The following is a 12,456-nucleotide window of genomic DNA, read 5'->3' on the forward strand; positions in this document are numbered from 1 at the left end:
ACGTTTCTGGAAGGGATCATGGGTCGCTGGGAACCCAACGCAGAGCAGCGCTTTCTTGTCGCCGCGATCGAGCTGTTCAAGGAAGTCGGTTTCGAGGGCACGACGGTGGCCGCCATCGCACAGCGTGCCGGCCTGACGCCGCGTACGTTTTTTCGCTATTTCACCGACAAACGAGAGGTCCTTTTCAAAGGCTCCGAGCAGTTGCAGCAGACGATGGTCGAAGCGGCCGCGCAAGCACCGGCCGACGCATCGGCTATCGACGCGGTTGCCGCGGCTCTCGCAACCGCCGGTGAATTTTTCACCGCCGAGCGCCGGCCTTACGCGCGCGTGCGCCATGCGGTGATCGCCGCCAATCCAGAGTTGCACGAGCGGGAGTTGATCAAACTGGCGACGCTGTCAGGCGCACTCGCCGACGCCCTGCGTTTGCGCGGTGTGCAGGAGGCAGACGCGAGCCTCGTCGCCGAGGCGGGCATTGCGGTTTTCCGGGTCGCGTTCGGCCAGTGGATTGCCGACGCTGACGAGCGTGAATATGGCGAGATCGTGAGCGAATCGCTTGTGCGATTGCGGAGGCTGACTTCACTCTGACGTCACCTCGAAGTCGCGGTCTTGCTCCACGGCTACTGAGATGCGCACCGCCGCGCCGACCCCGCCACCACCGATGTTCGCCGGGTTAATAACTACGCCGCAAGTCGATGCTCGTAGTCCGGCCGGTCCCTGTCATCGAGTATCGCGTACATTGCCTCCAAATTCGACGCGTCCGGATTGAGCCAGTTATCCAGGTTTTCCGGCTTGATAGGAATAATGCACCGGTCGTGACCGGCCGCAGCGACTTCAGGCGGCGGCTCGTCAGTGATGGCCGCAAATGAGAGCAAATCTGGCTCACCGGGGGCGCTCCATCGAGACCACAAACAAGCGGCATGCATCAGCTCGCCGTTGCTCGGGCGAAACTCCAGAACAACGTTCGCGTCTCGCTCATGAGATTCGGATAGCGTTCCTTCCATCCTGGCCTTGCTGACATTTTCATAAAACAGGTCCTGTTCAAGTTTGGTTGTCTGGTCAGCGTTGAACTGGTCGATAAGGACCTTGATTTCACGTTCGGCCTTAGTGTGCGGAGACCTGAAAGCGTCTTCCATCGCCTTAGGTACCTTGGCTCTGCTAACACCTTCCGCACGCTCGAAGAACAGCCGAGTGAATTCTGCAATATCCATCAACGCGCCGAAGGTGCGCACAAACCTTTGATAATCCGCCTTGATTTGAGCCGAGTAAAACACCTTGGACCTCCAGTTGATTTGTTCGCGCAAAGCGCGTCGTCCGTGCCCCGCCGCCTAAGGGTCTACTGGACGGAACCCTGGTTGCGGGCGTGCGTGACGAACAATACGGCTTGACTTAGCAAATTGCGCCTCTATCAATAAGGTTTGCTGTGAGGGTTACGCGCGATGACAACCGTCGAAAGCGCTTCAGCCATCTGCTCGATGCCAACCCGCGCGCACGCCGCGGCGCAGTACATACGCATGTCAACCGACCAGCAGCAATTCTCCCCGGATGCGCAAAAGCAGGCGATTTCCGAGTATGCGAAAGTGCACGGCATCCAGGTCGTGCGTACCCACGAGGATGCAGGGCTGAGCGGCCTCACGCTCCGTGAACGATCAGCACTGGTGCGCCTGCTTATTGACGTGCGCAATTCGGACCGTGATTTCGACACTGTGCTTGTGCTCGACATCTCGCGATGGGGTCGATTTCAAGGCAGTCTAGCTCCGACGCTCTGAACTGACATGCAACATACGTATGAGGCCAATTCAGACCTCATTAGGTGGAGAAATTTCCTTCAAGGCGATTACATCCAACTTTAGGTGGATTGCCCTTGGGGGGCACTCGAACGCCGCGCCATCTCCACCTAAAGCTTGCATGCAATTCGGTCTCGATCGCGGTGGCACAAGGCTTCTGCGACGAGCAATTTAATATCAAGTTTGCGTTGATCCTCTTCTTTCAACAATCTCCCCCAATCCAACATCCTCCCATCCACCAGCCCAGCAACCGCAGCTCCACTAAAGTACCCACGCTGCATAGCCGTTATCCGGGTGACGTAATCGTCATCTTGCCGGGCGTATTTTCGCGTCGCGGCAAACACGCATCTGATCCGCAGACGCACTGGCGCACCGGTTTATTTCCAAGGGGCACGATCGGCGACAAGCCGTCATACTCTGTCTTTTTTGCGGCAGACGGTTCCGACAACGCATTCGGAAGACTCCCGAGCGAAGTTTGACCGTCCGTCCCGTCTTTTCGACGGCAATTTCCGCGTAGCGCCACGCGCGGTTTATGTGGAGCGTATTTTGTAATGAGTCCACCCCCTGTCGTCCCATTCGTTCACGACAAGGCTGATTCCGGCGCCTTCGTGGGCGCCGCGCCAGCTTTTCGCCAACTGGTCAGGATGATCGATCGGGTCGCGCCAACCGATCATCCGCTGCTTGTTTTCGGGCCGACCGGCTCCGGCAAGGAGTTGGTCGCTCGCCGCGTCCATGCGCACAGCCAGCGCCAGGATCAGCCGTTCGTCGACGTCAACTGCGGCGCGATTCCAGAAAATCTCGTCGAAGCCGAACTGTTCGGGCACGTCAAAGGCGCGTTCACCGGCGCGGGCGAAACCCGTCAGGGACTTTTCCAGCAGGTCGGCAAGGGCACGCTCCTGCTCGACGAAATCGGCGAGCTGCCACTCGCACTGCAGCCGAAACTGCTGCGGGTACTCGAAACGCGAACCTTCCGCCCGATTGGTTCGTCGACCAATGTGCATTTCGCGGGCCGCGTCGTTGCCGCGACTCACCGCGACCTGCGCGAACTCGCGCGCGAAGGTCTGTTCCGCGAAGACCTGTTCTACCGACTGGCGGTTTTCGTACTCGCCGTTCCCGGCCTCGAACAGCGCATCGAGGACATTCCGGCTCTCGTCACTCACTTCGCGGCGCAGCACACGCGTCGCCTCGAATTTTCGCCGGCGGCCATCCGCCGGCTGTCCCAGCACGCATGGCCGGGCCACATCCGGCAGTTGCGCAACCTGATCAGCCAGTTGAGCGTGCTCGCCGAGAACACGCTCATCGACGTCGATTCGCTCGAGCCGTTTCTTGCCAATGAAACGACCGGGCCGGTGTCGCGCGCAAGCCTTGCCGACATGCTGCTGCAACTCGAAGGCCGCGACAAGCTCGCAGTCGCTGAAGACCTCCTGATCGACCGCGCGCTCGAACGCACCAGCGGCAACAAAAGCGCGGCCGCCACCTTGCTGGGCGTGGGCCGCAAGACTATCGAGCGGCGTCTGAAGTCACGCGAGGAACATCATCGGGAAGCGCGCAAGTGTCTCGAGCACGCCAGCGCGCTGATCGAAGAATCGAAGTTCGCCGAAGCCATCCCGCTGTTGCGCCGTTGCCTCGACGTGCTGCAAACGCCCCAGGAACAGGAGTCCGTGCGCCGTCTTCAGTTTGACGCCTATCGGCTGCTCGGCATGAGCTTGCGTAGCGTGCACGGCTGGTTGTACGCGGAAGCCACCGCCTGCTATGCCGCCGCACTGACCATCGGCGAAGGCGTCTGCGCGCCCGCCGAACTCGCGGCGATCCAGTTCGGCATCTGGACCACGCAACTGACGACGCTTCAGCTCAAGCAGGCGCGCGCCACCGCGCAGAATATGCTGGAGCGCGCCCAGAACGGCGGCGACCGGGTCTCGCTCGACGAAGCCCACGTCGCGATGACCAACACCCTCTTCTGGCTAGGCGACAGTGAGGAAGCGCTGGCCTGTCTCGCGCGCGGCAATCTGCTCGGCGTGGGGCGAGAAGACGCCCGTACCGGTTCGCAGGGAATCGACCTCGCCAGTCTCGCACTGACTTTCGAAGGCCTCGCCGCCTATCAGATCGGCGCATTCGGGCAAGCGCGGCGCGCCATGGACATGCTGATCCTGCGCGCCTCCGAGCCCGGCGCGCACGCGTTGGCTCATGCCGTCAACCTGCAGGGCGCGGCCTGGCTCGCCTGCCTGTTCGACGACGAAAGCCGCCTCGGCGATCTCGCGAGCGAACTCGAATCGGTTTCGATCGCGAACGGTTTTGCGTTCTATCGAGGCGTCGGCCAGGTGCTTCGCGGCTGCCACCTCAGTTCGCTCGGCCACCCCGACGAAGCGGAAACCGTCATGATCGACGGCTTCGACAACCACATGCTCTGCAACGGCGGCGCGCTGTTCTATTCGTTCAAGACGTGGCAGCACGGCGAACTGCTGCTGCGCGCCGGCCGCGCGAAGGAGTGCGAGGCGCTTCTCGCCACTGCGATCGACGAAACGCTCGCCCGCCAGGAACGGGTTTATCTGGGCGAACTCCTCGTCACCCGAGCCCGCGCGCAATGGGCGCTCGGCGACGTCAACGCCGCGGAACTGGGTCTGCGCACCGCCATGTCCACCGCCCTCGCCTTCGGCTCGGTGCCCGCACGCGTGGACGCCGCGCGCTATCTCGCCGATCTGCTGCGCTCCACCGGCCGCAACGCCGAAGCCATCGACACCCTCGAGCGCGGCTTGCGCTCGTTGACGGGGGACCCGACCGCGCGCGTCATCAGCGCCATGGATCTGCTCGCCAAACTTCAGCAGGAAGCGTCTTTCAACATCGACAATAAAGGAATCTTGAATGGCCTATGAATTACGACGGGAAGATCTGGAGCCGCTGCTTCTGGGCGCGGCGTTCTTTGGCTCCGGCGGCGGCGGCACGATCGTATCGGCGCGACACCTGGCCGAGCATTTCGTAAAAGGCGACTATTACCCGACGGATACGGTCAAGGTCGTCTCGGTGGACGAGGCCACCGAAGGCGCGGCGGTCATGGTCGCCTATCTCGGCGCGCCTGAAGCCATCAATTCAGCCACCTATCCGATCGGACCGGTGACGGCCGTGCAGAACGTCCAGAAGCGGCTTGCATCGCAATCCGTGAAGCTCGCCTATGTCATGCCGCCGGAAAGCGGCGCGCTGGGCTTTACGGTGGCGGCGCTCGTGGCGGCGAAACTCGGGCTGGCGGTCATCGACGCCGACGGCGCCGGCCGCGCCGTGCCGTCGTTGCCAATGCTCACTTTCGCGGCCGCCGAGATCGATCCGCGCCCGGCGTTTCTCGTGAGCCAGGGCGGCCTGTGCGTGGAGCTCGACGTGACGCCGCGCAACGACAGCAACGGCGGACCGACCCATCAGCGCGACGTGTCGGCGATCGTCGAACAGATGATGCGTCCGGTCGTGGCCGATCCCGAATTCGGTCAGTTCGGCGGCCTCGCCATGTGGGTCATGAATGCGTGCGACATCGGCCGCGCAACGCCGATTCGCGGCACGCTCAAGCGCGCGCTGGAGCTTGGCCGCGCGGTGCGGGCCGGGCAGATCGGCAGCGCCCAGCAGATGATCGACTATCTCGCCGAGCGTTGCGACCTTGCCGCGCGGGCGATCTCCACACCCGGCGAACTGGTATCGGCCGAAGTGGATACGAGCGGCGGCTTCGATGTCGGCAAGATTCGCATTCAGGCCGGGCAGCGTACCTACACGGTGATCTACCAGAACGAGTCGCTGCTCGCGTGGGACAGCGCATGTGCGCAGCCGATCGTGCTGGCGCCGGACAGCGTCGCGTATTTCGTCGGCGGCGAAGGTCAGTCGATTTTCAGCAATGGCGACCTCGTGAACGACGACGGTTCGCTGAACCCGGCAATCGGCAAGCGCCCCGTGACGCTGATCGCCTGGCGTGCCGAAGCGGAATTGCGCAAACCCGGCCTGATTCTCGACAGCTTCATGGAACAGCTCAACAAGCTTGGCTATCTCGGGCCGTATGTGCCGCTCGAAACGCTCCAGTCCGCACGCAAGGGGGAAGCATCGTGAGCGCCCCACTTCGCATCTGCGTGCTCGTGCCCGTCGCCACGTCGCAATACAACGACCGCATCATGAAAGCCGTCGCGCCGGTCCTGCCGCCGGACGTGCAGGTCGAGATTCGCAACATTACGCAGGGACATCCCGATATCGAGAACCGGACCAACTGGTTGCAAAACGGCATGCCGGTGGTCGAACTCGCCCAGTCGATCGCGAATGACGGCTTTGACGGCATCTGGCTGACCGACTTCGACATGTGCGGTGTCGAAGCGGCACGCGAGGTGATCGACATTCCGATCATCGGGGGATTTCCGGCGTCGGCTTTCACGGCGCTCGCGCTCAGTCAGCGGTTCTCCATCGTCACGATTCTGCAAAGCACGGTCGCGATGCAGCGTGCTCATCCGCAGACTTACGGGATTCAGGACACGTTCGCCTCGATCCGGGCGATCGACTGCCCTGTCGCGCAACTGGAAAACATCGACGTGGTGGTGGTGCGCACCTTCGAAGCGGCCATGGCCGCGATCAAGGAAGACGGCGCGCAGGCGATTCTGCTCGGCTGCACGGGTTTCGTGGACGTGGCGAGCCGCGTATCCACGCTGCTTAGCGAGGCCTTGGGCGTCTACGTGCCGGTGATCGATCCGAATCAGGCCGGTTTCAGCTTCCTCGTGTCGCTGGTGCGGATGAAAGTGCGCCCCAGCCGTTTGACCTACAGCAAGGTCAGCCTTCAGTCGTAAGCGGCGCGTCTGCCCGCGCCCCTCGGGCGCGGCAATTGCGTAATCGGCCCATAGACCGCTTTATGCGATTGCCGCGCGCGCCACGCTCGCCTTGAGCGCTCCTGCCCGCCTCCCCCATTTCTCCTCGATGCCGGCCGATTTCGTTCCGCGCGGACGAATTCGCCCGTTTATTCGTCGTGAACCCCTGATTGGACGAAATCGTCCAATTTCGCCCAAGTCTATGGACGCAAATGTCCAATGTCACGCGTCCAACTGTCGCAGGTCCTTGCCCCTATGCGGGTTTCACCCTGGCACGGTCATTGCTTTAATAGTTCCGATTCAGCCATCGCCTGGAGATCAACCCCGGACAGGCGGTAGCAGTGCGACGCAACCATGACCACGTTCCACCTGCATCCTGGGAACGCGAAATCAAACGTCCGAGTAGCCGGGGAGAGCCTGAGAGACCAAAAAGATCGCGCGCGGCAACGTGTTCGAGACATCGAACCCGATTGCTGACGCGACGATCAACGCCAGCGACACGAATCGCTGGATGCAAATTGAGAGAGGGTTGTGCTGTTGTTGTAGTAGTGGCTGTCGTGTGTCCATGTAGGGCGACCGAACACTTCCGCAGAGAAGAGCGTCGCAATGCGTGACACCGAAATAACGGATTCGTCTGGCCATGCATCGGACGAACCGCTGCGGGGTTCGGCCGTCGTTGCCCTCTTCGGGAGATAAGCAACGGCGGCTCGTCCTTTCGATCGACCTGCGGCATGCGCGGAAGATCGGCCCATTTTTCACGCAGCGAGACGGTCCCACTGCGGCATTCGCATTCCAGTATTAGCAGCCCTACGCAACGTCAGATTGTTAGCGACGTTGCGAGCGGAATACCTTGGCCATTCCACGGGGATTCATCGCATGCACCACCACCTGTTCGAACGAGAACTCGTTCATCTGGAACGCGTAGTCGCTTGCGCGCCGAAAGAGCCCTTCTCACCTACCTATTGGCGCGATCGCGTCGAGCATCTAAAGAACTGTCCGCACGCGCCGCTCTATCACTCCCGGATTGCACGCCTGTCCGAACGCGTCGCGCAACTGAGCGGTTGAGCGAGCCTGTCGCTATCCGAGGGGCGCGTCGCGGCCGATCCGGCGTCGCGCCGTGCGACAGTCCGAATCGACAGGACTGCGCGTTGCTATCGATATGCGAAAAAATTGGTTCGACGCGCGCGCATGATTGCAGACACTTGGTGTGTTGCAACCGATCTGCCGACCATCATGAAGGGATTCGGATATCTTGCTCATCGTATCTCCGATGAAGCGACGGAAGACGCCACTGCGCCATCGGGCCAGCATCGGAAGTCCCTTAAACGGGTCGGCTCCGTGCTGCTGGTCGCGGCCATTCTGGCGTGTATTCACAGGGAAATTTCCGGTGCGATCGACGGATCACTCCTTTCCGTGGTCACGTCCTATGCTAACGGCGCGTTGCACCATGTTGCGTCGGTCTTGCTGAACCGCAGTCCATGACCGGATCGCTTTACGTATCCGAACAACGGCGCCCGTGCGGACACGAGCGACCACCGCGCCAGCATGGCACCTGTCACTCAGCCGAAGGGCAAAACGGGCGCTCAACTGTCCACGCTGTTGTCGCTGTTGCCGCGCTCATTCCTGCGCACAGCTAGCTCGTATAGCCACCAGCCTGCCACCGTAGCCTGCAAGAAATAAGCGCCTCAATGTCAGGCGCTGCGAGCAGCGCTATCGCCGGATCTGGGCAGTAACTGGACACCTCCCATCCCGCGCCAAACATTGCTTCATTGGATCCCCAGCACGCGGCGCACCGCCGGTGGGGATGTCGGCGGCCGTTTCGGCGCGCTCAACGCTCACAGCCAGAAGTGGTTACCTGAATTTGTTAAAAATTGGTTATTCCATGAGTCCAATTCGCGGACTAATCTTCCCCCATCGCATCACCGGATGCGCCTCATCCCACTCAGGAGCGAATCATGGAACAACGTCTCGATTTCTACAAAGCCAACCCCGCCGCGATCAAGGCGCTAATCGGCGTCGAAGAGCGCATCGGCAAGTCGGCGCTCGAAAAATCCCTGACCGAACTGGTCCGCCTGCGCGCCTCGCAGATCAACGGCTGCGCGTACTGCGTCGATATGCATACGACCGACGCTCGCAATGGCGGCGAAACCGAACGGCGCCTGGCCACCGTGGTGGTGTGGCGCGAAACGCCCTTCTTTACCGACCGCGAACGTGCGGCGCTCGAATGGACTGAGGCGCTGACCCTGGTTTCGCTCGACCATGTGCCCGACGCCGTGTGGACCGCCGTGCGCCCCCACTTCAGCGACGCGGAGCTGGTCGACCTGACCCTGCTGATTTCGGCGATCAACGCATGGAACCGCTTCGCGATCGCGTTCCGCAAGCTGCCAGCGTAAGCACATCCAGTCAGCGCACGCCGCAACCATTTTTGAGTGATCCAGCCAAGGAGAGCAATGATGAAAGTAATGCACGTGGATGCGAGCGCCAAGCGTGAGCGATCCAACTCCCGCGCATTGAGCCGGTTCTTTATCGAGTGTCTGCGCGAGGAAGGCGTGGAGCTCGACATCGATTATCTGGATGTGACGGTGGATACGCCGCCCCATGTGAGCGAAGCTTTCGCCATCGCCACCTACACGCCGGAGCACGAACGCACCGCTGCCATGCGCGCGACGCTGGCCGGCTCCGATGCATTGTGCCGACGCCTGCTCGACGCCGACGCGCTCGTCTTCGCCATGCCCATGTACAACTGGTCGATGCCCTCCGCCTTCAAGGCGTTTGTCGATAGCGTGACGCGCACCAACGTGACCTATGTGAATACCGCCGACGGCCGCATCGAAGGCCAGCTCGGGCGCCAAAAGGTTCTGTTCATCACGAGCCGCGGCGCGGATTTGCGTCCGGGCTCGCCCTATTCCTCGATGGACGCGCTGACGCCCGCGCTAAAAGCGGCCTTCGGCTTCCTTGGCGTCGCGGACCCCACCTTCGTCGATGCGCAGCCGCTGCAGTTCTCCAACCAGGAGGCGCGAGCCGAGGCACTCGAGCGGGCACGTTCCGAGTTGTCGGCAGTGGCTGCGACGTGGGCGAAATCGGCAACGTCTCGCACAACGGAAACGGCCACGGAAGCCATGACGCCTTAATGCCTTAATGCGTTGATGCGTTGATGCGTTGATGCCCACCCGATCAGAACGCAGATGAATGCCGACATCGATTCGGGATACTAATGTTTTATCGAATTCGAGAGTATTGAAATGCACACCAGGACACTTATCGCGGCCGTCGCATTCGCCGGCCTTTCCCTCACGGCCGTATCGCACGACCTGTTCGCCGGGGAACCGGCTGCGCCGCGCGAAACGATTACACCCGCTTTCGCCGAAGCAATCGCCAACGTCCCCGGCAAGAAGATGACAGCCTTGATCGTCGACTATGCGCCGGGCGGCAAATCGCCCGCGCATCGGCACGGTCAGGCTTTCGTGGTCGGTTATGTGCTGTCCGGCGCCATTCGCAGCCAGGTGAACAACGGCGAGGAAAAGGTCTACCACGCGGGTGAACATTGGACCGAAAAACCCGGCGTTCATCACACCGAGAGTGAAAACGCCAGTGCTACGGAACCGGCCAGATTGCTGGCTGTCTTCGTCGCCGATTCGAAAGACAAAGACCTCGTCACGTTCGACCGGAAGTGACCGGAGCGACCCAGCGCGCCGGCGATCGATACGTATAGACGCGTGGATCGCTCGCGCCCCCTCTCACTTCAGACGGGACGTCAGTGCGAAGCCCTTTGGGACCACGCTGGGACGTCTGCCATCGGCACCACCGGTTCGAAGCAATGCAAAGTCGGAACCTGACGCTCGGCTGACCTGCTTCAGGAAACCACGGACGTCGCCCGATTCGAAAGATGCTCGACCATGCGCCGCGCGGCGGGCTGCAGTGCACCCAGCTCCCGAAAGCACACCACGAACTGGCGCAGCGCCCACGAGTTCGTCAGCGGAATCGTCTCGATGTCGAAGATCCGCCTGTAGGCTTCCCCCACTTCGAGCGGTACGACGCTGATGCCGAGTCGCGCGGCGACCACCCGGAACGCGGCGTCGAAGTTGGACACGATCACGCGATACGACACCGTGTGCCCCGCTTTCGCGGCCGCGCGTTGCAACATCGTATGGACCGCGGTCGAGGGCGGCATGCCGACGTGATCATGCTCGAGCGTCTGCTCAAAACGCACCGACTTGAGCCCGGCCAGCGGATGCCCGGGATAGACGGCCAGCGCCAGCCGGTCCTGCCGATACGGCAGATGCTGCAAGCCTTCGAGGTCCGCGTTGTCCCAGCACACGCCGACGGCCGCCGCGCCTTCCCGGAGTTGGCGAACAAGATCGATGGACAGATGCTCCTCCACGTCGACACGGATGTTCTGGTTATCCGGCTCGCGCATGAAGGACGCGATGTCGTCCAGCAGTACCTCGGCGATCGCGGAGGCCGTCGCGCACACACTGACGCTCCCCCTGAGGCCACTGCCGAACGCCGCGACGTCGCTGGCGATCCGGTCCATCGTGAACAGAACATTGCGCGCGTGTTCCAGCAGGGACAGCCCTGCCGGCGTCGGCTGGACCCCGCGGCGCGAGCGCGTGAGCAGCGGCACGCCGAGGTCGGTCTCCAGTTGTGCGATCCGCTTGCTGATCGCGGACGGCTCGATATGTTCTTCTTCCGCCGCGCGGCCCATGTTGCGGTGCTCGCAGACGGCCACGAATAGCCGCAGCGTCTTGAGATCGATGTCTCGCATGCCTGTCTCCTCACCTGCCCTTTACTTTCCATATGGGAATCTCACCCGTTCCAAAATACCTCTTTATGGCAAACGTGGAAAGTCTAGAGTGACGACATCGCCAGCACCCATGACTGGCAGGTATTCAGGAGACACCGATGTCCTCGTTCCCCTCGAGCGTCGTCATTCGCGAAGTTGGCTTGCGGGACGGCCTTCAGAGCATTCAGACCATTCTTTCCACCGAGCGCAAGATCGAATGGATCGCCGGTGCTTATGCCGCCGGTCAGCGCGAAATCGAAGTCGGCTCGTACGTTCCCGCCAAACTCATGCCGCAACTCGCGGACACCGCCGAACTGGTGGCGTACGCGAAAACCCTACCCGGCCTGCTCGTCTCGGTGCTCGTGCCGAACTTCAAGGGCGCCGAACGCGCGATCGAATCGCAAGCCGATCTGATGCTGGTGCCGCTGTCCGCCAGTCACGCTCATAGCCTCGCCAACCTCCGCAAAACACCCGACGAAGTGATCGCCGAAGTCGCCCGCATTCGTGCGGCACGTGACGCCGCCGGCTCGAAGACGTTGATCGAAGGCGGCATCGGTACTGCATTCGGCTGCACGATCCAGGGTGCGGTCGATCAGGCCGAAGTGCTGCGCTGCATGCAAGGGCTTCTCGACGCCGGCGCGGATCGCGTGAGCATTGCCGATACGGTCGGCTACGGCGGCCCTGCTGCCGTGCGCGAACTGTTCGGCAAGGCTCGCGCCATTGCCGGCGACAAATTCTGGTGCGGCCATTTCCACGACACGCGCGGTCTCGCTCTCGCCAATGTCTTCGCCGCGCTCGAAACCGGCGTGGCCCGCTTCGACGCGACGCTCGCCGGTATCGGCGGCTGCCCGCATGCGCCGGGTGCAAGCGGCAACGCCGCCAGCGAAGACCTCGCGTTCATGCTTGCCGATATGGGCATCTCCACCGGCATCGATATGCCCCGCCTGCTTGCTCTGCGGGAAAAGGTCGCGCAATGGTTGTCCAGCGAAACACTGCACGGCGCCCTGTGGCTTTCGGGTTTGCCGAAAACTTTCGCGCACGCTGCGAGCGCATCACTCAACGCCTGAGGTCA

General features: G+C 62.1%; 13 protein-coding genes. 11 read left to right on the plus strand and 2 right to left on the minus strand.

Translation table 11 applies throughout. The features are described 5' to 3' along the window. The first annotated feature begins 18 nt into the window (after positions 1-18). A complete protein-coding gene (locus P0D68_RS15210) occupies positions 19-585 on the plus strand; it encodes a TetR family transcriptional regulator (RefSeq protein WP_408297850.1) in 567 nt (188 codons plus the stop codon). 92 nt (positions 586-677) lie between these two features. Here P0D68_RS15210 and P0D68_RS15215 read toward each other — a convergent pair whose 3' ends face one another. Then, complete coding sequence (locus tag P0D68_RS15215) at positions 678-1,271, minus strand: SOS response-associated peptidase family protein (protein WP_408297910.1); 594 nt, start codon at positions 1,269-1,271, stop codon at positions 678-680. A 165-nt stretch (positions 1,272-1,436) separates the two neighbouring features. Here P0D68_RS15215 and P0D68_RS15220 point away from each other — a divergent pair, with 165 nt between their 5' ends. The 9 genes from P0D68_RS15220 to P0D68_RS15260 all read left to right on the plus strand — a co-directional run bounded on the left by P0D68_RS15220 (position 1,437) and on the right by P0D68_RS15260 (position 10,275). Continuing rightward, the gene (locus P0D68_RS15220; protein WP_408297848.1) at positions 1,437-1,766 is read left to right on the plus strand and encodes a recombinase family protein; all 330 of its coding nucleotides are present in this window, start codon (positions 1,437-1,439) and stop codon (positions 1,764-1,766) included. Positions 1,767-2,335: 569 nt separating this feature from the next. After that, on the plus strand, positions 2,336-4,654 hold the full coding sequence (locus P0D68_RS15225) for a sigma 54-interacting transcriptional regulator (protein ID WP_408297846.1): 2,319 nt from the start codon (positions 2,336-2,338) through the stop codon (positions 4,652-4,654). After that, positions 4,644-5,861, plus strand: a complete 1,218-nt coding sequence (locus tag P0D68_RS15230) for an S-methyl thiohydantoin desulfurase domain-containing protein (RefSeq protein WP_408297844.1) — start codon at positions 4,644-4,646, stop codon at positions 5,859-5,861. Before P0D68_RS15225 ends, P0D68_RS15230 begins: the two co-directional genes overlap by 11 nt. Continuing rightward, positions 5,858-6,583 carry an aspartate/glutamate racemase family protein gene (locus P0D68_RS15235; protein ID WP_091808458.1) on the plus strand — a complete coding sequence of 242 codons (726 nt, stop codon included), beginning with the start codon at positions 5,858-5,860 and terminating at the stop codon, positions 6,581-6,583. The genes P0D68_RS15230 and P0D68_RS15235 overlap by 4 nt, the downstream gene beginning before the upstream one ends. Before the next feature lie 894 nt (positions 6,584-7,477). Then, positions 7,478-7,666, plus strand: a complete 189-nt coding sequence (locus tag P0D68_RS15240; RefSeq protein ID WP_408297841.1) for a hypothetical protein — start codon at positions 7,478-7,480, stop codon at positions 7,664-7,666. A 123-nt stretch (positions 7,667-7,789) separates the two neighbouring features. Then, complete coding sequence (locus tag P0D68_RS15245) at positions 7,790-8,083, plus strand: hypothetical protein (RefSeq protein ID WP_408183872.1); 294 nt, start codon at positions 7,790-7,792, stop codon at positions 8,081-8,083. Positions 8,084-8,556: 473 nt separating this feature from the next. Continuing rightward, positions 8,557-8,994, plus strand: coding sequence for a carboxymuconolactone decarboxylase family protein (locus P0D68_RS15250; protein WP_091808452.1), 438 nt, complete (start codon positions 8,557-8,559; stop codon positions 8,992-8,994). A gap of 60 nt (positions 8,995-9,054) precedes the next feature. Beyond that, positions 9,055-9,732 (plus strand): FMN-dependent NADH-azoreductase, encoded by a 678-nt coding sequence (locus P0D68_RS15255; RefSeq protein ID WP_408297908.1) that lies wholly within the window; start codon positions 9,055-9,057, stop codon positions 9,730-9,732. A 111-nt stretch (positions 9,733-9,843) separates the two neighbouring features. Next, positions 9,844-10,275, plus strand: a complete 432-nt coding sequence (locus tag P0D68_RS15260) for a cupin domain-containing protein (protein WP_408297839.1) — start codon at positions 9,844-9,846, stop codon at positions 10,273-10,275. Positions 10,276-10,454: 179 nt separating this feature from the next. On the opposite strand, the gene P0D68_RS15265 is transcribed toward P0D68_RS15260, so the two are convergent. Beyond that, positions 10,455-11,366: a LysR family transcriptional regulator gene (locus P0D68_RS15265; RefSeq protein ID WP_408297837.1), complete on the minus strand. Its 912-nt coding sequence runs from the start codon at positions 11,364-11,366 to the stop codon at positions 10,455-10,457. Between the two features lie 137 nt (positions 11,367-11,503). Between P0D68_RS15265 and P0D68_RS15270 the strand changes: the two genes are divergently transcribed. Further along, positions 11,504-12,451, plus strand: a complete 948-nt coding sequence (locus tag P0D68_RS15270) for a hydroxymethylglutaryl-CoA lyase (RefSeq protein WP_408297835.1) — start codon at positions 11,504-11,506, stop codon at positions 12,449-12,451. Positions 12,452-12,456 lie beyond the last annotated feature (5 nt).

This window comes from Paraburkholderia sp. RL17-380-BIE-A, from assembly GCF_046028085.1.
In the GTDB taxonomy this organism is placed as follows: domain Bacteria; phylum Pseudomonadota; class Gammaproteobacteria; order Burkholderiales; family Burkholderiaceae; genus Paraburkholderia.